Source organism: Mesorhizobium sp. M0514 (assembly GCF_040321145.1).
In the GTDB taxonomy this organism is placed as follows: Bacteria; Pseudomonadota; Alphaproteobacteria; order Rhizobiales; family Rhizobiaceae; genus Mesorhizobium.
Map to the genome: position 1 here is coordinate 1 of NZ_JAMYQZ010000107.1, position 18,067 is coordinate 18,067.

The window sequence follows — 18,067 nt, forward strand, 5'->3', positions numbered from 1 at the left end:
GCCAGGGATCGGGCAGCGTCAGCCAGACGAAGGGCACGCTGCCGTGTGACTTGAAGGCGAAACCCGCCAGTGTCTCGCGCACGATGGCGATGCGGGCGGCAATTTCGGCAATGCTGCGTTTGCGGATATCGCCAGCCTGCCCTGACAGCACCAGCCGCGCATTCACCTCCGCCAGCAGGAACGGCATCCCGCCGGTCATCATCTTGTGGGCGACGCGGATGCGATGGCGATAGGCGGGCGGGCAGGAGAGCCAGCCGCCGCGAACACCTGCCGCGACCGATTTCGACAGACCGCCGGCGACAATGGTGCGCTCGGGTGCATATTCGGCGATGAGCGGCGTCGGATCTTCGGTCAGGCCGCCATAGAGATCGTCCTCGATGACGATGACATTGTACGCGCGCGCGACCCTGGCGATCGCCTCGCGGCGCGAAACCGACAGGATCGCCAGGGTCGGGTTCTGCACCGTCGGCATCAGGAAGATCATCTTCGGGTGCTTTTGCGCGCAGACGCGTTCGAAATCCTCGGGATCGAGGCCTTCCACGTCCGATGCGACAAGTGCAATGCGCCGCCCGATCAGCCCGGCGCTGCGGGCGATCTGCGAATAGGTGAGGTGCTCGAAGGCGACATAGTCGCCCGGTGTGGTCAGTGCCGCAATCGCCGCCATCACCGCGGCATGTGTGCCAAGCGTGGGAACGATGGTGTCGGCTGCCGGACGGAACGAATTGCGCGACAGCCAGCGGGCGCCGGCCTCGAACCAGCGCTCCGGAAAATCCCTGGTGTAGCTCGAAATCTCGTGCGGGTGATCCTGCACCGTGCGCGAGAGCATGTCAGCGACAATGGCGCCCTGGCCGATGTCGGGCGCGGCAGTGCTGTCGAAACGCAGCTTGCCGGGCGGCGCATCGACATAGCGCGTGCCTTGCACGGCAGGCTCGGCGAATTCGGGTGACGCTTCCGATTGCTGCGCCAGCACATAGGTCCCGCGACCGACTTCGCCGCTCACCAGGCCGCGCTCGCGCAGCAGCTGATAGGCTCGGCCGATCGTGCCGACCGTCGTGCCGATATCATAGGCGAGATCGCGCTGCGGCGGCAATTTTGCCCCGGCATCGATGGCGCCCTTGTCGATGTCCGACTCGATGCTGTCGGCAAGGCGCTGGTAAAGCGGGCCGGAACCGATGGTGAGGTCAGGGAGCCAATTTGTCATGGTGACAATTCTGTATATTGCACCAGATCGGGTGTCAATGCATATCAGAACCGTACCAAGATGGGTACAATTTGCAAGGTTGGCAGAAAGACAATGGATACAATCGAGACAATCCGCTGCGCGGGCATTGAATTGGTCGGGCCGCGCCCGTCCAGCCGGCGAGGCTTTGTCGGCCGGATCGTGCATGTGGTCAGATCGCTGGCGCGATGGATCGACGTGCTGATCGAGCGCCGTCGCGGCCGCCTGGCTTTGCTCGAAATGACCGACGAGCAGCTCAGGGACATCGGTGTGTCGCGTGACGACGCTCACCGCGAAGGCATCAGGCGATTCTGGGACTAACTTGTAGTCTGGTCAGCGGCGTGTGCCCGGAGCCCTGAGGCGTGAGACGCCCTTATCGGCAAGCACGGCGAGGATGCACAGCACCAGGAAAACACCGGTGACGGCCAGCGCCGCCAGGGCGACGTTGGCCGCGCCGTTTTTCGCAACGTCGAGGAACGGGTAGGGCACTTCGCCTGCGATCGGTGCGCGCGCCAGCGCATAGGCGAGATAGGCGATCGGATAGGCCATCCACCACGAAATGTCGCTCCAGCGTGTCCTGCCGTCAGCGCCTGCAACAAGCCACCACAGCACGAACAGCACCGGCGTCACATAGTGCAGCAGCACGTCACAGAGCAGCAACAGCCCCTGCGGCTGCCAGAGCTGCGCCAGAACCGTCGCATAGACGATGAAGACAAGCGCGATGGACACGGCGACGCCGGCCCGCATCCGCGGCCCGGCAAAGGCCGGCAGCCAGGCGTAGCCCGAAGGCGACAGCAGCGAGACATGGACCAGCACCGCACCGATGTTGGTCAGGATGGTGAAGAAGCTGAACAGAAAGACGATGGAGCCGAGAAAACTGCGGCCGGCTTCCATCGATGCCGGGATGGTGATGCACGCTTGCAGGACAAGCCCGGCCAGACCGATGATCAATCCCGCAATCTGCAGGAAGCGGCCCACTGGCGTCAGGCGGCCGCGTTACACGACGGATTGCCCGTTTGCCAGCGTGCAACGTCGGATCCGATGCGCGCGCCGAGCGGATCGTCCATCAGCGGACCGAACACGTCGACGCGGCTGGAATTGCCTTGCGCCTGGACGACCAGCAGCGGCTTGCCGCCATAATGCTTGGCCGGCACCAGCAGGAAGCGGGGCGTGCCGCTGAACGAATTCAGCTCATTGGCCATCTGATAGGATTTGAAGGCGGGATCCTTGCTGGCGATCCAGCATTTGTGGGCCGATATCGCTACCTGTTCCATGGCCAGCAGCGAAGCGCTCTTGCCCGTGGGGACCGGCGCGCTCTTCGGGCTGGACTGGCAGGACGCCAACGCCAAGCCGGCAGCAGCCAGGGGACCGAGGCGAACAATCATCAGTCTCATGGTCAACCGCCCCCGCGTTTTGAAAGGAATTCGAAGAGATATCAGGCTGCGACGCCGAGCGCGCCTTCGAACAGGGCGCGGCCGTCGCTTCCGCCATGCGCTGCCTCGATCAGGTTTTCTGGATGCGGCATCAGGCCGAGCACATTGCCCTTCTCGCTGACGATACCGGCAATGTCGTTCATCGAGCCATTGGGATTGCTGCCCTCGGCATAGCGAAACACCACCTGTCCTTCGCCTTCGAGACGGGCAAGCGTGTCGGCGTCGGCGAAATAATTGCCGTCGTGATGCGCCACCGGCGTGCGGATGATCTGACCCGGCTGGTAGCGGCGGGTGAACATGGTGTTGGCGTTGGCGATTTCGAGCTTCACCTCTCGGCAGACGAATTTCAGCGAGGCATTGCGCATCAGCGCGCCGGGCAAAAGGCCGGCTTCCACCAGAATCTGGAACCCGTTGCAGACGCCGATGACCATGACGCCCTTGGCCGCCTTTTCCGCCACCGCCCGCATGACCGGCATGCGCGCGGCAATGGCGCCGCAACGCAGATAGTCGCCGAACGAGAAGCCGCCGGGAATGGCGATCAGGTCGACATCGGGGATTTCGGTGTCGGTCTGCCAGACGGTCGCCGGCGCCTGCCCGGAAATCTTGGTCAGCGCCGCAATCATGTCGCGGTCGCGGTTGAGGCCGGGGAGAAGAACGACAGCTGATTTCATATCAAGCGATCTCCACCGCGTAATTCTCGATCACCGTATTCGCCAGCAGCTTGTCGCACATGGCTTTCAGATCGGCTTCAGCCTTGGCCTTGTCGGTCTCTGAGAGCTCGAGGTCGAAGACCTTGCCCTGCCGCACCTGGCCGACGCCGCCGAACCCCAGTCCGGACAGAGCGTGCTCTATGGCTTTTCCCTGCGGGTCGAGCACGCCGTTCTTGAGGGTGACGGTGATGCGGGCCTTGATCATGCTGGACAGGTTCCTGTTCGAAGACTTAGCAATTCCAGGAAAAGTGTGAAGCGGTTTTCCGTCCGGAATTGCGTCAAGAAATGAAGACTTAGTGCGGCTTGCCTTTGAGGCCATCGGTCGAGGCGACGAGCACCGGGCCGGTCGGGCGCGGCGGCTCGTTCTCGTTCATGATGCCAAGGCGGCGGGCAACTTCCTGATAGGCTTCGACGAGGCCGCCCATATCGCGGCGGAAACGGTCCTTGTCGAGCTTGTCCTGCGTTGCCACGTCCCACAGCCGGCACGAATCCGGCGAGATCTCGTCGGCAACGACGATGCGCATCATGTCGCCCTCGAACAGGCGGCCGCATTCGATCTTGAAATCCACGAGTTGGATGCCGACACCCATGAACAGGCCGGAGAGGAAGTCGTTGACGCGGATGGCCAGCGCCATGACGTCGTCGATCTCCTGCGGGCTTGCCCAGCCGAAAGCGGTGATGTGCTCTTCCGACACCATCGGATCGTCGAGCGCATCGGCCTTATAATAGAATTCGATGATCGAGCGCGGCAGAACGGTGCCTTCCTCGATGCCGAGGCGCTTGGACAGCGAGCCGGCGGCGACATTGCGCACCACCACTTCGAGCGGAATGATCTCGACTTCCTTGATCAACTGCTCGCGCATGTTGAGCCGGCGGATGAAGTGGGTCGGAATGCCCATGCGGTTCAGATGGTTGAAGATGTACTCGGAAATGCGGTTGTTGAGCACACCCTTGCCGTCGATGACCTCATGTTTCTTCTTGTTGAATGCGGTCGCATCATCCTTGAAGAACTGGATAAGTGTGCCCGGTTCCGGTCCCTCATAGAGGATCTTGGCCTTGCCTTCATAAATGCGGCGGCGATTTTTCATCTCATTTTTCTCTGGATTTGCGGGCAGGCGGCAAGCGACCAGTTCCTGTCCGTCTGCCTAAATTGGTGCGGCGACGGGTGGGGTTCAATGCCGGGTCTATCCCAATCACAGCGTTTGCTCAATCGGCAAATCCTTCCCATCTACCGCTTTCAGGAATGAAATGCCGCAGCGCAGCAAGTGATGTAGCATATTGACCGGCCCGCGCCCTTTTGGTTTGTGCTGCGGCAGCACACATATCCATCGCCAACGCGAATCGAATTCATCGGAGGGAAGCCATGAGCAGCATGAAAGACCGCGAAGAGGGTTTTGAGCGCAAATTCGCCTTCGACGAAGAACTTCGCTTCAAGGCTTCGGCACGCCGCAACAAGGCGCTTGGCCTGTGGGCAGCCGAAAAGCTGGGCAAGTCCGGCACTGACGCCGACGCCTATGCCAAGGAAGTTGTGGTTTCCGACATCGAGGAAGCCGGCGATCACGACGTATTCCGCAAGATCCGCAAGGATTTCGACGCCGCCGGCGTCGACCAGTCGGATCACCAGATCCGCCGCACCATGGACGAACTGATGGCGCAGGCGATCGAGCAGATCAAGAACACCTAGAGCGAGTAGCGCTGGACCAATCGACCGCCCGGTCCAGCCGGGCGGTTTTTCTTTGCCTTTTCAGCCTTTTCCGGCTGAAACTGTGCGTAGGCCTGTTACAAGGCTCTACCCAACGAGGAAAGCACCCATGTCCCTGAAGTCACGCCTGGCGGCGGATGAAACGCTGTTCACCGCCTGGTCCGGCGTTCCGGACGCTTTGACGGTCGAAATCATCGCCAAGCAGGGTTTTGACGCCGTCACCCTCGATATGCAGCATGGCGGACACCACGAAGACTCGGTCTTGCGCGGCCTGGTGCCGGTGCTGGCCGCCAACAAGCCGGCGCTGGTGCGCATTCCGGTCGGCCGCTTCGACATGGCCAGCCGCGCCCTCGATTTCGGTGCCGAGGCGGTGATTGCACCGATGGTGAATTCGGTGGCCGATGCAAAACTCTTTGCCGCAGCGATGAAATATCCGCCGATGGGCGAGCGCTCCTGGGGCCCGACCTATGCCTTTCCGCGCCACGGCAAGGGCGACCACGCCGAGTGGCTGCGCGACACCAATCAACGCACCATGGCCTTCGCCATGGTCGAAACGCGCGCCGCGCTCGATGCGCTGGACGGCATTCTCGATACGCCGGGCATTGACGGCATCTTCCTCGGTCCGTCGGATTTCTCCATCGCCTGGTCGAATGGCGCCACCGTCAATTCGACGCTGGAAAGCATGATGGAAACCGTAGCTTCCATTGCCGAGCGGACGCGCAAGGCCGGCAAGCATGCGGCGATCTACGTCGTTGAGCCAGCGATTGCCGGCCGCGTGGTTGCGATGGGTTACCGGCTGCTGGCGATGGGCTCGGACCATACGCTGATTTCGCTCGGCGCAAAGACACTCATCAAAAGCATGAACGATTCGATCAAGGGCTGAGGCGTGGTGCCTTGCCCGGTCAGGCCTTGAGGTCGGTCAGGAACTTCGCGAAGGTCATCGACCCCTCCGGCCACGGGCCGAAGCCGGCATCCTCATTGAGGTGACCGGTTTCGCCGGCATCGATGAACAGCGAACCCCAGGCAGCGGCAATGTCCTCGGCAACCTCGAAGGCGCAGAACGGATCGTTGCGGCTGGCGATGACGATGGACGGGAAGGGCAGCGGTTCGCGTGCATAGGGGCCAAAGGTCATCAGGTGACGCGGCCTTATCTCCGGGTTGGCGACGTCGGGCGGTGCGACAAAGAACGCGCCGGCGACCGGCTTCCTGAACTGCGGAATGGCCTGCACCGCGGCCGCCACACCGAGCGAATGGGCAACGATCACCACCGGCCGCTCGGCCTCGTTGACAGCGTTCGCCACGCTCGCCGTCCAGTCCTCGCGCACCGGCTTCGACCACTCCGCCTGTTCGACCCGACGCGCTGTCGACAATTTCGACTGCCAGCGTGTCTGCCAGTGTTCAGGGCCGGAATTGGTGTAACCCGGCACGATCAGAATATCTGCGTCTTTGACTTTCATGGCGCTGAGATAGCGAGCGGCCGTGTCTCGTGCAACCCGCGCTGACGCATGCGGTGCATCACAATCGTGAACAACCTGTTCGATTCTTTCCATCTTGTGTGAACGATCAGGATCGACGATTTGAGGCAGGAAGAGATGAACAACAGAATAGACTGGTGGCGCGGCCTGGGATAATGCGCTGAACGGAGAGTTTTATGAGCGAACTGCCTTTTGCCGCGACGACCCCCGTCAGCGTGTCACGCGTGGGCCTGAAGGCGCGCGACGCCGAAGGACTTGCCGATTACTACCGGGCTGTTGTCGGCCTGCAGGAATTGAGCCGCGCCGATGGCGCCATCACGCTGGGCGCTGCCGAGCGCCCGCTGCTGGTGATCGAGCCTGACGCAGCGGCCAAGCCCGACGATCCGCGCAGCGCCGGCCTTTTCCACACCGCCTTCCTTCTGCCCAGCCGCGCCGATCTCGGCCGTTGGATAAACCATGCCGCCGCCAACAAAATCCGCATCGAGGGCGCCTCCGACCATCTGGTCAGCGAGGCTCTCTACCTGACCGACCCCGAAGGCAACGGCATTGAAATCTATAGGGACCGTCTGCCGCAGGAGTGGAAGTGGAACGGCGACAAGATCGCCATGGCGACCGAGCGGCTGAATCTGGCCGCCGTGGTTGGCAGCGTGCCGGCCGGTGACGCCGGCTGGCAGGGCGCGCCGCAAAACAGCATTATCGGCCATGTCCATCTGCGCGTCGGCCGGCCGGAAGATGCCGAGGCCTGGTGGCACGACGAATTTGGCTTCGACACGGTCGCTAAGTATGGAGGGCAGGCGGTGTTCCTGTCGTCGGGAGGCTACCACCATCATGTCGGTGGCAATTCGTGGCACAGCGCCGGCGCCGGGCGCCGCGATCCGTCCCGCTCAGGGCTGGCCTGGGTCGAGATGCGCTCGGACAAGACAACCGCTGAAACCACGCGGGAAGATCCGTGGGGCACGGTGATCCGCACCGTGCCGGGCGCCGGCTGAGCGCCCGCTCGGTTCTTACAAGGAATTGGCGGCGTAGCCCGTCAGCAGCCCATGCGCCCAGCTGTCGAAGCCGGTGGCTGTCGCGCGGCTGGACGTCTCGGTCCAGTCATAATTGACCACGTGATGGCTGAACGACCATTGTCCGTCCTTGCGCGTAGCGAGGGCGTAGCGGGCATGCGGACTGCCGGTCACGGTCAGGCCGGGGAATGCCTGGACGCCGACGCTGCCGGGATTGAGGATTGTCCGGTTGTCCGACAAGCGCACAACGCGCGGCGTATGTGTATGGCCGCACAAGGTCAGCCCGGCGCCGGCGCTCCCCAGCTTGTGCCTGATCTGCTTTTCATTGGACGGGTGGAAGTGGCTGCCTCCGTCTTCCTCGAGCAGGAACACGTCGTCGTCACTGGGGCTGCCATGGCAAAGCAGGATGTCCTGGGCAGGCGACAGGGTGACCGGCAATGCCGAGAGCCAGGTCAATGACGCCTGGGACAGGCATTGGTGGGTGAAAGCATCGACGTCTTCCAACCCGGAAGCAGGCGGCTCGACCAGCACACGGTCGTGATTGCCGCGCACGGTCGGCCAATTCTGTGCAATCAGATATTGCGCGGTTTCTTCAGGCCATAGCGGCCCGGAGAGACAATCGCCCAGATTGACGATGATGTCGGGAGAAGCGTCTTTGATCTGCGCATGAACCGCCTCAAGCGCGCGCAGATTCCCATGGATGTCGGAAAGGACAGCCAGCCGCATGGAAGATCCTATCCGAAAACCCGCTTGAAGATCGTATCGACATGCTTGGTATGATAGCCCAAGTCGAATTTCTCGCGGATCTCGGCTTCGGGCAGCGCTACGGTGACTTCCCTGTCGGCCAACAATTCCTCAAGGAAATCAGCGCCATGTTCCCATACCTTCATGGCGTTGCGCTGCACCAGGCGGTAGGCGTCCTCGCGGCTGACGCCGGCTTGCGTCAGCGCCAAAAGCACGCGCTGCGAATGCACAAGGCCACGGAACTTGTTCATGTTCTTCAGCATGTTGTCGGGATAGACCAGCAATTTGTCGATGACGCCGGTCAACCGCGACAGCGCAAAATCGAGTGTTACCGTGGCGTCCGGGCCGATCATGCGCTCGACCGAGGAATGCGAAATGTCGCGCTCGTGCCAGAGCGCGACATTCTCCATTGCCGGCAAGGCCATGGAGCGCACCATGCGGGCAAGGCCGGTGAGGTTTTCGGTCAGCACCGGGTTGCGCTTGTGCGGCATTGCCGACGAGCCCTTCTGGCCCGGCGAAAAATACTCTTCCGCTTCCAGCACCTCGGTGCGCTGCAGATGGCGGATCTCGGTCGCCAGCCGCTCGACCGACGAGGCGATGACGCCGAGCGTGGCAAAGAACATGGCATGGCGGTCGCGAGGGATGACCTGCGTCGACACCGGCTCCGGCTTCAGCCCAAGCTTTTTCGCCACATGTTCTTCGACATAGGGATCGATGTTGGCGAAGGTGCCGATCGCGCCCGATATGGCGCAGGTGGCAATATCCTCTCGCGCGTGCACCAGCCGCTCGCGGCAGCGTGAGAACTCGGCATAGGCCTGCGCCAGCTTGACGCCGAACGTGGTCGGCTCGGCATGAATGCCGTGGCTGCGGCCGATGGTGACGGTGTCCTTGTGCTCGAAGGCCCGGCGCTTCAGCGCGGCGAGCAGGCCGTCGAGGTCGGCCAGCAGGATATCGCTGGCGCGGCTGAGCTGCACCGCAAGGCAGGTGTCGAGAACATCTGACGAGGTCATACCCTGGTGGATGAAACGCGCATCCGGTCCGACGAATTCAGCGAGATGGGTCAGAAATGCGATGACGTCGTGCTTGGTGACGGCCTCGATCTCGTCGATCTTGCCGACGTCGAATTGGGCGGCGCCGCCTTTTTCCCAGATGGTTTTGGCGGCTTCCCTGGGGATGACGCCGAGCTCAGCCAGCGCATCGCAGGCATGGGCCTCGATTTCGAACCAGATGCGGAAGCGGGTTTCCGGCGACCAGATGGCGACCATTTCCGGCCGGGAATAGCGAGGGATCATCCGTCAGTCCTGATGTGTCGGTGGTTAAGTGCGCCTCCTATCAGAGGCGGACCGAATGCTCAACGCTGCTGGCGTGCAAACGACGCGCTGGCGGCGGCAAGCGCGATGAATCCGAGCGGAAAATAGAGCCTGATACCCAGCACCACGAACTGGTAGAGCGCCGTCAGCGAGGTGAAGACCAGTTCGAACGCCCACCGGGCGGTGAAGGCCTCCGCGTGCCATTCGGCATAATAGGAGCGGTATTGCAGCGCAAACAACCCGCCGGTGAAGGCGAGCGTCGTGGCAAGCAGGCAGACGAAGGCGGCGGCGAAAGCCACCTCCCAGTGCCGGTCGAGCGAGACCAGCCGCGCCGCGAACAACCCGACGGGAAAGGCCAATGCCGCGCCGGTCGCAAACAGCAGGGCGACGAAGCGGATCTTTTCCGGGGTCTCCCAATTGTCGAGCCAAAGGCCGGTCAGCGCGCTGGCGCCCATGGCCATCGCCCACAGCAAGGCGCCGACAAGCGCCGTGCCCGTCGATGGTACGGCGCGGCTGACGCGATTTCCGGCGCGCTTGCGCCAACTGGATTGATCGAGCGCTGTCACAGGCGTCCGGTCACGGCGATCCAGCGAAAATCCGGCCCTTCGAAGCCGTATTGGCGCACCGCGATCAGCACCGCATAGGCGCTGATGCTGTCCATCGAGAATGTCTGCACCGCGCCGATCCTGTAGCCGTTCGGGCAGCCACGGCTTTTCGGGATCGATTTATCCTCATGCAGCAGATGGGTCTGGCCGCCATCCCTGGCCTCGATCCGCAGCAAGCGAAAACCGTTGATCTCGCCCTGGCTCTGGCAGCTTTCGGTGTCGTTCATGCCGATCTCGTCGAGCCGGAATTCCAGCGGCGGGTCGACCGGCGAAAAGATCGGCCGTGGGTTGACCACCATGCGGAACGGGTCGGCCGACAGTTCGGTCACCGGGTTGAAGCCGGCGGTGATGCCGCGGTTGGCGGTAAGCTCGGCCTGGGCAATGATTGCTTCGCCTTTTTGCCTGGCTTGCTGACGGGCCGTCTCGAGCGAGGCGGTCTCATCCTCCAGCCGGACCCGGATTGGCGTGCCCTTCAGGAACGTGTCGTCGGCGGTGTCGATGTAGTAGCGATTGGCATAGGGAAAGCCCGAACCGTCTGCCACACCATATTCCTCGAAGGCGAAGACGCTGCCATCCTTGCTGAAGCCGAGGATTTCAAGCTCGGCGACATCGCCCGCTCGGGCGGCCATGGCGGATGCCAGATGGACCAGCAGGCAAACGCCAATCAGGACGAGATTTCGCATCGGGGTTCCGCTCCGCCTGCCGTGGTTCGATCGTTCCCTATCACGAGACGGTCAAAACATCGTGCTATTCAAAAGGCGATGCATCCAATTTCGCCTCTGTTTGTTATCGTCGATCGTTTTCAAAAGGAGAACACCCCATGACTGAGGCCAGCAAGATTCGCGAGCATATGGAAGTGGTCGGCGCCGACGGCGTTCACATCGGCACCGTCGACAGGGTCGATGGCGAGCGGATCAAGTTGACCAAGGCCGACAGCGGCGAGGGCGCCCATCAGGGGCATCACCACTACATTCCCTTGAGCCTGCTTGCCGAGGTCGAGGGCCAGAAAGTGTGGCTGTCGGCGAATTCGGATGTCGCGGTCAGCTTCGAGGAAGAGGAGTCCGACCCGACCTGACTGAAAGTCAGCGCGACGACCACACCGGAAACAGATCGCCTTCGGCCGGTGTCGCGGCATGGATGCCGCGGCTGATTGCGCGCGCCATGGTGGCGCCGGCGGCGGCAAAGAAATCGACGGCATCGTCGGCGCTGAGTTCTATGCCGCTCTTGCCCGTCGCCAGCGCGAACACCAGATCGCCGTCAGCCGGCGTGTGCACGGGCCAGATCGCGCGCACGAAGCCGTCATGCGCTGAAATGGCCAGCCGCTTGGCTGCCGCCTTGGTCAGCACGGCGTCGGTGGCGATGACGGCGATGGTGGTGTTGCCACCGGCCTCGGCTTGTCCACCGACACGCTTGTCGCGGTATTTCAACAGGATCCGCCTGGCGTCGTCCGGCATCGGCGAGGGATAGCCAAGCCCGCCGAACTCATCCCCGATCTCGAATGGCGCCGCCCAGAAATAGCGGGTCCGCGCGATCGTTACCGAGCCGGTCGGGTTGGCGGCGGCGAGCGCGCCGATGGTGACGCCCCTGTCGAGCACAGTCGAGGCAGAGCCAAGGCCGCCCTTCAGCCGGGAACTCAGCGCCCCGGTGCCGGCGCCGATTGTGCCGAGCGGAAAGTCGACTGTTGCCGCCTGGGCGGCTTCGTAGCCGAGGTCGCGGTAGGGAGGATAACGGCCCCAATCCTTGTCGCCGCCATTGCGCAGGTCGAACAGGATCGCCGCCGGCACGATCGGCACGCGAAAGCCGCCAACATCGACGCCAATGCCTTTTTCGCGCAGCGCTGCCTGAACGCCGGAGGCGGCGTCGAGGCCGAAGGCCGAGCCGCCCGACAGCACGACGGCATGAACCGCCTCGATGGAATTGTGCGGTTCGAGCAGGTCGGTCTCGCGCGTACCCGGCGCGCCGCCGAGGATCTGCACGCCACCGACCGCCGGTTCGTCGCACAGCACGGTGGTGACGCCCGATTTCAGCTTGGCGTCCGACGCGTTGCCGACGCGCAGGCCGGCGACATCGGTGATCAGATTGCGCGGCCCGGTGCGAAACATCAATTCGTCTCCGCCGGCACGAAACGCGTCCCGTCGAAGCGGAAGGCGCGATAGAGGTTTTGGCTCAGATCGCCTTTGTCGTCGAACCGCAGCGGGCCGATCGCGGTGGTGAAATCGTGCCCGGTTAGCGCGTCGGCCAGCCCCTTGCCCGAGGTCTCGGGCGCGGCCGAGGCCGCCTTGGCAATCTCCACCGCCGCATAGGCCGGCAAGGCATAGCCATCCGGCGCGATGTTTTTGGCCGTAAACGCCGCCAGCACCTTGGGATCGGCGACATCGGCCCATTCCGGCGGCGCGATCATCAGCGTGCCGACGGCGTAAGGCGCATCGCCGGGTGGCGTGCGCAAATTCTCGCCGCCGGCAAAGACGATGCCGGCCTCGAGCTGGCCGGCGTCGCGGCCCATAATGGCGATGTCGTCGCCGTCGCCACCGGCAAAGACATGCGTCGCGCCTGATTTCTTCAGCCGGCCGATCAGCCCGATCTGGTTGTCGAGCTGGGGCCGGAACGTGTCTGTGAAGACCGGCTTCAGCGCCGCCTGTTCGGCCGCTGCGCGCAGCGTCTCGGCGATTTCGCGGCCATAGATGGTCCCGTCATCGACGATGGCGAACAATTCGCTCTGCCACAGCCGGGTCAGGATGCCGGCCACCGCATTGCGCTCGTCGTCGCCGCGTGGCCCCAGCCGGTAGACCGGCCAGCCGGTTTTGGCGCGGCGATCGGTCAGGCTTTCGGTGCGCACGCCAACGGTGATGACCGGTATGTTGGCGTCCTTGAGAATCGGCAGCGCCGCCTGGATCGCCTCGGTGCAGAGGAAGCCGACGACGATATCGACCTTCGCAGCGGCGAATTCCCTGGCGGCGGCAGCCCCGCCATCGGCGGTGCAGGCATCGTCGACCGTCCTGATCTCGGCGCCGTTGGCTTCTGCTGCCAGGGCAGCGCCCGCCTCGATCTGCTTGCCCAGGATCGCCGACGGACCGGACAGGGGCGCGGCGACGCCGACAAGCAGCGTCTGCGCGCCGGCGCTTGCCGGCAGCAGCCAGAGCAGTGCCGCTATTACAGCTGTTGGGGGTCGCATTCTGACGACGAATTCCTCCGTGCCGGTCGCATGCTTCCAGCGTCTCTTCCGCCAAGACCTAAAGGCTGCCCGTCCCAGGCGCAACACGGGAATTGCGGATTGGCGTCAACCACTTCGCTTGTGGCCTATTGTGTGCCGCCATATATAACGCTTGGATTCCTGCTTATGGAAAATCATCGGTGTTGAAGTTGAACGACATAGGGCCCCAGGCCTATCGCGACGCGATGGCGCATTTTGCCGGCCACGTCCATGTGGTGACCACCGACGGGGCCGCCGGCAAACGCGGCACGACGGTGATTGCCGCCTGTTCGGTGTCGGACACGCCGCCGACGGTTCTCGTCTGTCTCAACCGCGAGAATGCCAAGAACGAGCTGTTCGTGCAAAACGGCCGGTTTGCGCTGAACACGCTGGCTTCGCACCAGCAGCCCCTATCGGTGGCGTTTTCAGGCCTGACCGGCCTGTCGGCCGATGAGCGTTTCGCGCTTGGCGAGTGGGATGTCATATCGACGGGCGCGCCTACCCTGAAGGGCGCTCTTGCGGTTTTCGACTGCGAATTGATCGATACCAAGGATCTCGCCACCCATCGTGTGCTTTTTGGCAAGGTGACAGGCCTGCGCATGGGCGATAATTTGCGGCCGCTGATCTACCACGCCCGCGACTACCACGTGCTGCAGAGCGGAGCAGAGGCGGCAACGGAGAAAGAATGACCGAGCTGAAACCGCGCCCCGTGCCGCGGACGATCGACGAAACGCTCGATCTCCTGACCGGCGCGGACTATGTCGCGGATCGCTCGCTGGCCACGGTGCTGTTCCTGTCGCTGCGCATGCAGCGGCCGCTCTTCCTTGAAGGCGAGGCCGGCGTCGGCAAGACCGAGATCGCCAAGGTGCTGGCGCAGGCGCTCGGCCGCCGGCTGATCCGCCTGCAATGCTATGAAGGGCTCGACGTCTCCTCCGCCGTCTACGAGTGGAACTACGCTGCGCAGATGATCGAAATCCGCATGGAGGAGGCGGCAGGCAAGGTCGACCGCTCCGACATGGAACGCAACGTGTTCTCCGAAAAATACCTGATCCGCCGCCCGGTGCTCGATGCGCTGACCGGCAAGGCGGGTGCGGCCCCGGTGTTCCTGATCGATGAGCTCGACCGCACCGACGAGGCGTTCGAGGCGTTCCTGCTCGAAATCCTCTCCGACTTCCAGGTGACGGTCCCCGAACTCGGCACGATCAAGGCCGAGGAGCCGCCGATCGTCATCATCACCACCAACCGCACCCGCGAAATCCACGACGCGCTGAAGCGGCGCTGCCTCTATCACTGGGTCGACTATCCCAATGCCGAGCGCGAGCTGGAGATCGTGCGCCGCAAGGTGCCGCAGGCCAACAGCCGACTTTCCGCGGAAGTGGTGTCGTTCATCCAGAAGCTGCGCCGGGTCGAGCTGTTCAAGGCGCCGGGTGTCGCCGAAACCATCGACTGGGCCGGCGCGCTGACCGAACTCGACAAGGTGGCGCTCGATCCCGAAACCGTCTCCGACACCATCGGCGTTTTGCTGAAATACCAGGACGACATTGCCCGCATCGGCGCGGGCGAGGGCCGGCGCATCCTCGACGAGGTCAAGGCCGAACTGGCGGCGGCGGAGTAGGGCATTGAAGGCGCCGGGTGCTTACCCCAAAGAGACCGACCCCGGAGAGGCGACGGAAGACGGGCGCATCGCCGACAACATCGTCTATTTCGCCCGCACCTTGCGCAAATCCGGCATGCGGGTCGGGCCGGCTTCGGTCAAGGATGGGATCGAGGCGGTGCTGGCAGCCGGCATCGGTTCGCGCGACGATTTCTACTGGACGCTGCATGCCGTGCTGGTGTCGCGGCACGAGGATCACCCTGTTTTCGACGAAGCCTTCCGGCTGTTCTGGAAATCGCGCGAGCTGATCGAGAAACTTCTGGCGATGTTCTCGCCGGTGGCGCCCGACACCAGGGAGAAGCAAAAGCCGCGCGCGGCAGAAAACCGCGTCAGCCAGGCCATGTTCGAAGGCCACGAGAAGAATCGGCCGGTCAGGGAAATCCCGGAGATCGAAGTCGACGCCCGGCTAACCTTCTCTGGGAATGAAGTGCTGCGCGGCAAGGACTTTGCCCAGATGAATGCCGACGAGATGGCAGACGCCAAGAAGGCGATTGCCCGGCTGCGGCTGCCGTTCGACATGGTCCGTACCCGACGCTTCAAGGCAGACCTGCATGGCCGCCGTATCGATCCACGCGCCATGATGCGGTCGGCCGCCCGAACCGGCGGCGAACTGATCCTGCCGAAATTCCGTTCCGCCCGCGAGGTCCATCCGCCGCTGGTCGTGCTTGCCGACATCTCCGGCTCGATGAGCCAGTACACGCGCATCTTCCTGCACTTTCTGCATGCGCTGACCGAAAAACGGCGGCGCGTGCACACCTTCGTCTTCGGCACGCGACTGACCAATCTCACGCGGCAGATGCGCCATCGCGACCCCGATGCCGCCCTCGCCGATTGTTCGGCGGCGGTGAAGGACTGGTCGGGCGGCACCCGCATCGGCGGCACGCTGGCGGAGTTCAACAAGCAGTGGTCACGCCGCGTGCTGGGGCAGGGCACGGTGGTGCTGCTGATCACCGACGGATTGGAGCGCGACGATGTCACCGGACTGTCGGATGAGATGGAGCGCCTGCACAAATCCTGCCGGCGGCTGATCTGGCTGAATCCCCTGCTGCGTTTCGACGGTTTCGAGGCGCGCGCCCGCGGCGTCAGAGCGATGCTGCCTCATGTCGACGAGTTCCGCTCGGTACACAATCTCGATGCGCTGGCCGACCTCTGCGCCTCGCTGGACAAGAAATCGACCGCTTCGGTCGATCCACGTCGCTGGCTGGACGCTGGTGTCAGGTGCGCCGCATAGCCATATTGGATTCCGAAAAACAGGCTCCCAGAGAAAAACAGACTTTGAGGCAAGCGATCATGGACAACAGCATCTATCTCGATGAGGCCCGCGACCCCTTGATCATCGCGGAAGGCTGGATGAAGGACGGCAAGGATGTCGCCATCGCCACTGTGGTCGAGACCTGGGGTTCGGCGCCGAGGCCGGTCGGTAGCCATCTGATCATCGACGCCGAAGGCAATTTCCACGGCTCGGTCTCGGGCGGCTGCGTCGAGGGCGCGGTGGTGAGCGAGGCGATCGACGTCATCGACTCGGGGAAAGCCAAGATGCTGGAATTCGGCGTTGCCGACGAAACCGCCTGGCAGGTCGGCCTATCCTGCGGCGGCCGCATCAAGGTCTATGTGGAGCGGCTCGGTTAGGCATGGATCCCTACGCTCTCAAAGCCCTCAATGCCGAACGCCGTGCCCGCCGTGCGGCGATCCTGGTCACCGATCTCGGCGACGGCCGCGACCGCATCGTGCGAGAAGGCGACCAGGTTGCCGGCGATCTCGGTCAAGCGATCGCCAAGGCTTTCCGCACCGGCAATTCGGGTTCGGTCGAGGCTGAAGGGCGCACCTTCTTCCTCAACGCGCATTTGCCGCAGCCGCGCCTGGTGGTAGTCGGCGCCGTCCATATCAGTCAGGCGCTGGCGCCGATGGCCAGGATCGCCGGCTATCCCCTGGAGATCGTCGATCCGCGCACCGCCTTCGCCACCCCGGACCGTTTTCCCGATGTAGCACTCCATGCCGAATGGCCGGAGGATGTGCTGAAACGCCAGCCGCTCGACAGCTATACGGCGCTGGCCGCCGTCACCCATGATCCGAAGATCGACGATTTCGCACTGAAGGCCGCGCTCGACGCCAACTGTTTCTATGTCGGCGCACTCGGCAGCCGCAAAACACACGCCAGGCGCGTCGAGCGCCTGCTGGCGCTCGGCGCCAGCGCCGACCAGATCGCCCGCATCCACGCACCGATCGGTATCGACATTGGCGCGGCGAGCCCGGCCGAGATCGCCGTCGCCATCCTGGCGCAGACGATCCACGCCTTTCGCTCGCGCGGTCTCGAAGCCAAAGGCGCGGCGGCGTGAAGTTCGGGCCGATCCCGATCGATCAGGCGCAAGGCGCGGTGCTGGCGCATGCCACGACGGCGGGCGAGCGGCGTTTCCGCAAGGCGCACAGGCTCAGCACGCAGGACGTGGCGGTGCTGAAGGCGGCCGGCATTACCGAGATCGTCGTGGCGGTGCTTGCCGCCGATGACCTCAGCGAGGATGCGGCGGCCGAAAAGATTGCTGCCAGCATGGCCCACCGCAACATCGAGGCAAAACCTGCCGCGACCGGCCGCGTCAACCTCCATGCCAAGGCCGCCGGTCTCTTCACCGTCGATGCCGCCATGATCGACGCCATCAATGCGGTCGACCCGACCATCACCATCGCCACGCTGGCGCAGCACGCGCCGGTCGAGACGGGGCAAATGGTGGCGACGGTCAAGATCATCCCCTTCGCCGTCGCCTCAGCTTTGGTCGACAAGGTGGTGAAAATCTGCGCCGGTGGCGAGATCTTCGCCGTCAACGCTTATCAGCCGGTGCGCATCGGCGTCATTCAGACGATGCTGCCCGGCATCAAGGCCAGCGTGCTCGACAAGACGCTGCGCGTCACCGAGGCCCGGCTGGCACGCTCCGGCGGCCGGCTGACGACGGAGCGCCGCACGCCGCACGAGATCGCGCCTGTAGCCGAGGCAGCGGCCGCGCTGGCGCGCGACAACGACATGGT

At 63.7% G+C, this 18,067-nt stretch carries 24 protein-coding genes; 11 read left to right on the plus strand and 13 right to left on the minus strand.

What is annotated here, in order from left to right; all coding sequences use genetic code 11:
* On the minus strand, positions 1–1,201 hold a 1,201-nt coding region (locus tag NKI61_RS28700), incomplete at its 3' end, for an aminotransferase-like domain-containing protein (protein WP_352841930.1).
* A gap of 93 nt (positions 1,202–1,294) precedes the next feature.
* On the opposite strand from NKI61_RS28700, the gene NKI61_RS28705 reads away from it, so the two are divergent.
* On the plus strand, positions 1,295–1,540 hold the full coding sequence (locus tag NKI61_RS28705; RefSeq protein WP_023700852.1) for a DUF1127 domain-containing protein: 246 nt from the start codon (positions 1,295–1,297) through the stop codon (positions 1,538–1,540).
* A 12-nt stretch (positions 1,541–1,552) separates the two neighbouring features.
* On the opposite strand, the gene NKI61_RS28710 is transcribed toward NKI61_RS28705, so the two are convergent.
* From NKI61_RS28710 to purC, 5 genes are all read right to left on the minus strand, one after another.
* Positions 1,553–2,197: a Pr6Pr family membrane protein gene (locus tag NKI61_RS28710; RefSeq protein ID WP_352741341.1), complete on the minus strand. Its 645-nt coding sequence runs from the start codon at positions 2,195–2,197 to the stop codon at positions 1,553–1,555.
* A 5-nt stretch (positions 2,198–2,202) separates the two neighbouring features.
* Positions 2,203–2,613 (minus strand): hypothetical protein, encoded by a 411-nt coding sequence (locus NKI61_RS28715; RefSeq protein ID WP_023825111.1) that lies wholly within the window; start codon positions 2,611–2,613, stop codon positions 2,203–2,205.
* A gap of 41 nt (positions 2,614–2,654) precedes the next feature.
* The gene (purQ, locus tag NKI61_RS28720; RefSeq protein WP_352741343.1) at positions 2,655–3,323 is read right to left on the minus strand and encodes a phosphoribosylformylglycinamidine synthase subunit PurQ; all 669 of its coding nucleotides are present in this window, start codon (positions 3,321–3,323) and stop codon (positions 2,655–2,657) included.
* 1 nt (position 3,324) lies between these two features.
* Positions 3,325–3,567: a phosphoribosylformylglycinamidine synthase subunit PurS gene (gene purS / locus NKI61_RS28725; protein ID WP_023669092.1), complete on the minus strand. Its 243-nt coding sequence runs from the start codon at positions 3,565–3,567 to the stop codon at positions 3,325–3,327.
* 88 nt (positions 3,568–3,655) lie between these two features.
* Positions 3,656–4,450 carry a phosphoribosylaminoimidazolesuccinocarboxamide synthase gene (gene purC / locus NKI61_RS28730; RefSeq protein ID WP_013532127.1) on the minus strand — a complete coding sequence of 265 codons (795 nt, stop codon included), beginning with the start codon at positions 4,448–4,450 and terminating at the stop codon, positions 3,656–3,658.
* 275 nt (positions 4,451–4,725) lie between these two features.
* Between purC and NKI61_RS28735 the strand changes: the two genes are divergently transcribed.
* Positions 4,726–5,046 (plus strand): DUF1476 domain-containing protein, encoded by a 321-nt coding sequence (locus tag NKI61_RS28735; protein ID WP_023669091.1) that lies wholly within the window; start codon positions 4,726–4,728, stop codon positions 5,044–5,046.
* A 127-nt stretch (positions 5,047–5,173) separates the two neighbouring features.
* Positions 5,174–5,947, plus strand: coding sequence for an HpcH/HpaI aldolase family protein (locus tag NKI61_RS28740; RefSeq protein WP_352841932.1), 774 nt, complete (start codon positions 5,174–5,176; stop codon positions 5,945–5,947).
* Positions 5,948–5,966: 19 nt separating this feature from the next.
* On the opposite strand, the gene NKI61_RS28745 is transcribed toward NKI61_RS28740, so the two are convergent.
* Positions 5,967–6,521, minus strand: coding sequence for an RBBP9/YdeN family alpha/beta hydrolase (locus NKI61_RS28745; protein ID WP_023708637.1), 555 nt, complete (start codon positions 6,519–6,521; stop codon positions 5,967–5,969).
* 194 nt (positions 6,522–6,715) lie between these two features.
* Between NKI61_RS28745 and NKI61_RS28750 the strand changes: the two genes are divergently transcribed.
* A complete protein-coding gene (locus NKI61_RS28750; RefSeq protein WP_352841933.1) occupies positions 6,716–7,528 on the plus strand; it encodes a VOC family protein in 813 nt (270 codons plus the stop codon).
* Positions 7,529–7,543: 15 nt separating this feature from the next.
* Here the strand turns inward: NKI61_RS28750 and NKI61_RS28755 are convergent, their stop codons facing one another.
* The 4 genes from NKI61_RS28755 to NKI61_RS28770 all read right to left on the minus strand — a co-directional run bounded on the left by NKI61_RS28755 (position 7,544) and on the right by NKI61_RS28770 (position 10,888).
* Complete coding sequence (locus NKI61_RS28755) at positions 7,544–8,272, minus strand: metallophosphoesterase family protein (RefSeq protein WP_352841934.1); 729 nt, start codon at positions 8,270–8,272, stop codon at positions 7,544–7,546.
* Between the two features lie 8 nt (positions 8,273–8,280).
* The gene (gene purB, locus NKI61_RS28760) at positions 8,281–9,582 is read right to left on the minus strand and encodes an adenylosuccinate lyase (protein ID WP_352841935.1); all 1,302 of its coding nucleotides are present in this window, start codon (positions 9,580–9,582) and stop codon (positions 8,281–8,283) included.
* A 59-nt stretch (positions 9,583–9,641) separates the two neighbouring features.
* A complete protein-coding gene (locus tag NKI61_RS28765) occupies positions 9,642–10,061 on the minus strand; it encodes a hypothetical protein (RefSeq protein WP_352841941.1) in 420 nt (139 codons plus the stop codon).
* 101 nt (positions 10,062–10,162) lie between these two features.
* Positions 10,163–10,888 carry a DUF2259 domain-containing protein gene (locus tag NKI61_RS28770; protein WP_352841936.1) on the minus strand — a complete coding sequence of 242 codons (726 nt, stop codon included), beginning with the start codon at positions 10,886–10,888 and terminating at the stop codon, positions 10,163–10,165.
* 137 nt (positions 10,889–11,025) lie between these two features.
* Here NKI61_RS28770 and NKI61_RS28775 point away from each other — a divergent pair, with 137 nt between their 5' ends.
* The gene (locus NKI61_RS28775) at positions 11,026–11,280 is read left to right on the plus strand and encodes a DUF2171 domain-containing protein (RefSeq protein ID WP_023669083.1); all 255 of its coding nucleotides are present in this window, start codon (positions 11,026–11,028) and stop codon (positions 11,278–11,280) included.
* A gap of 7 nt (positions 11,281–11,287) precedes the next feature.
* On the opposite strand, the gene NKI61_RS28780 is transcribed toward NKI61_RS28775, so the two are convergent.
* Both NKI61_RS28780 and NKI61_RS28785 read right to left on the minus strand, forming a co-directional pair.
* Positions 11,288–12,307, minus strand: coding sequence for a P1 family peptidase (locus NKI61_RS28780; RefSeq protein WP_352841938.1), 1,020 nt, complete (start codon positions 12,305–12,307; stop codon positions 11,288–11,290).
* Positions 12,307–13,377, minus strand: coding sequence for a branched-chain amino acid ABC transporter substrate-binding protein (locus NKI61_RS28785; RefSeq protein ID WP_352841939.1), 1,071 nt, complete (start codon positions 13,375–13,377; stop codon positions 12,307–12,309). Before NKI61_RS28785 ends, NKI61_RS28780 begins: the two co-directional genes overlap by 1 nt.
* Before the next feature lie 179 nt (positions 13,378–13,556).
* Between NKI61_RS28785 and NKI61_RS28790 the strand changes: the two genes are divergently transcribed.
* The 6 genes from NKI61_RS28790 to NKI61_RS28815 form a co-directional block, all read left to right on the plus strand.
* Positions 13,557–14,084: a flavin reductase gene (locus NKI61_RS28790; RefSeq protein WP_023669080.1), complete on the plus strand. Its 528-nt coding sequence runs from the start codon at positions 13,557–13,559 to the stop codon at positions 14,082–14,084.
* Positions 14,081–15,010: an AAA family ATPase gene (locus NKI61_RS28795; protein ID WP_352511262.1), complete on the plus strand. Its 930-nt coding sequence runs from the start codon at positions 14,081–14,083 to the stop codon at positions 15,008–15,010. The genes NKI61_RS28790 and NKI61_RS28795 overlap by 4 nt, the downstream gene beginning before the upstream one ends.
* Before the next feature lie 4 nt (positions 15,011–15,014).
* Positions 15,015–16,280 carry a vWA domain-containing protein gene (locus NKI61_RS28800; protein ID WP_352841940.1) on the plus strand — a complete coding sequence of 422 codons (1,266 nt, stop codon included), beginning with the start codon at positions 15,015–15,017 and terminating at the stop codon, positions 16,278–16,280.
* 59 nt (positions 16,281–16,339) lie between these two features.
* A complete protein-coding gene (locus NKI61_RS28805) occupies positions 16,340–16,678 on the plus strand; it encodes an XdhC family protein (RefSeq protein WP_023690176.1) in 339 nt (112 codons plus the stop codon).
* Between the two features lie 2 nt (positions 16,679–16,680).
* Positions 16,681–17,385 carry an XdhC family protein gene (locus tag NKI61_RS28810; protein WP_023669076.1) on the plus strand — a complete coding sequence of 235 codons (705 nt, stop codon included), beginning with the start codon at positions 16,681–16,683 and terminating at the stop codon, positions 17,383–17,385.
* Positions 17,382–18,067, plus strand: a 686-nt coding sequence (locus NKI61_RS28815) for a DUF8806 domain-containing protein (RefSeq protein ID WP_502899937.1), incomplete at its 3' end; no start/stop codon positions are given. The genes NKI61_RS28810 and NKI61_RS28815, both read left to right, overlap by 4 nt.

Bases quoted from the DNA above. Each gene is read 5' to 3' on its own strand.
- NKI61_RS28740 (WP_352841932.1), top strand. From the start codon at position 5,174: ATGTCCCTGAAGTCACGCCTGGCGGCGGATGAAACGCTGTTCACCGCC.
- NKI61_RS28780 (WP_352841938.1), bottom strand. From the start codon at position 12,307: ATGTTTCGCACCGGGCCGCGCAATCTGATCACCGATGTCGCCGGCCTG.
- NKI61_RS28755 (WP_352841934.1), bottom strand. From the start codon at position 8,272: ATGCGGCTGGCTGTCCTTTCCGACATCCATGGGAATCTGCGCGCGCTT.
- purB (WP_352841935.1), bottom strand. From the start codon at position 9,582: ATGATCCCTCGCTATTCCCGGCCGGAAATGGTCGCCATCTGGTCGCCG.
- NKI61_RS28795 (WP_352511262.1), top strand. From the start codon at position 14,081: ATGACCGAGCTGAAACCGCGCCCCGTGCCGCGGACGATCGACGAAACG.
- NKI61_RS28735 (WP_023669091.1), top strand. From the start codon at position 4,726: ATGAGCAGCATGAAAGACCGCGAAGAGGGTTTTGAGCGCAAATTCGCC.
- NKI61_RS28750 (WP_352841933.1), top strand. From the start codon at position 6,716: ATGAGCGAACTGCCTTTTGCCGCGACGACCCCCGTCAGCGTGTCACGC.
- NKI61_RS28805 (WP_023690176.1), top strand. From the start codon at position 16,340: ATGGACAACAGCATCTATCTCGATGAGGCCCGCGACCCCTTGATCATC.
- NKI61_RS28715 (WP_023825111.1), bottom strand. From the start codon at position 2,613: ATGAGACTGATGATTGTTCGCCTCGGTCCCCTGGCTGCTGCCGGCTTG.
- NKI61_RS28745 (WP_023708637.1), bottom strand. From the start codon at position 6,521: ATGAAAGTCAAAGACGCAGATATTCTGATCGTGCCGGGTTACACCAAT.
- purQ (WP_352741343.1), bottom strand. From the start codon at position 3,323: ATGAAATCAGCTGTCGTTCTTCTCCCCGGCCTCAACCGCGACCGCGAC.
- purC (WP_013532127.1), bottom strand. From the start codon at position 4,450: ATGAAAAATCGCCGCCGCATTTATGAAGGCAAGGCCAAGATCCTCTAT.
- NKI61_RS28770 (WP_352841936.1), bottom strand. From the start codon at position 10,888: ATGCGAAATCTCGTCCTGATTGGCGTTTGCCTGCTGGTCCATCTGGCA.
- NKI61_RS28765 (WP_352841941.1), bottom strand. From the start codon at position 10,061: ATGGCCATGGGCGCCAGCGCGCTGACCGGCCTTTGGCTCGACAATTGG.
- NKI61_RS28775 (WP_023669083.1), top strand. From the start codon at position 11,026: ATGACTGAGGCCAGCAAGATTCGCGAGCATATGGAAGTGGTCGGCGCC.
- purS (WP_023669092.1), bottom strand. From the start codon at position 3,567: ATGATCAAGGCCCGCATCACCGTCACCCTCAAGAACGGCGTGCTCGAC.
- NKI61_RS28785 (WP_352841939.1), bottom strand. From the start codon at position 13,377: ATGCGACCCCCAACAGCTGTAATAGCGGCACTGCTCTGGCTGCTGCCG.
- NKI61_RS28705 (WP_023700852.1), top strand. From the start codon at position 1,295: ATGGATACAATCGAGACAATCCGCTGCGCGGGCATTGAATTGGTCGGG.
- NKI61_RS28810 (WP_023669076.1), top strand. From the start codon at position 16,681: ATGGATCCCTACGCTCTCAAAGCCCTCAATGCCGAACGCCGTGCCCGC.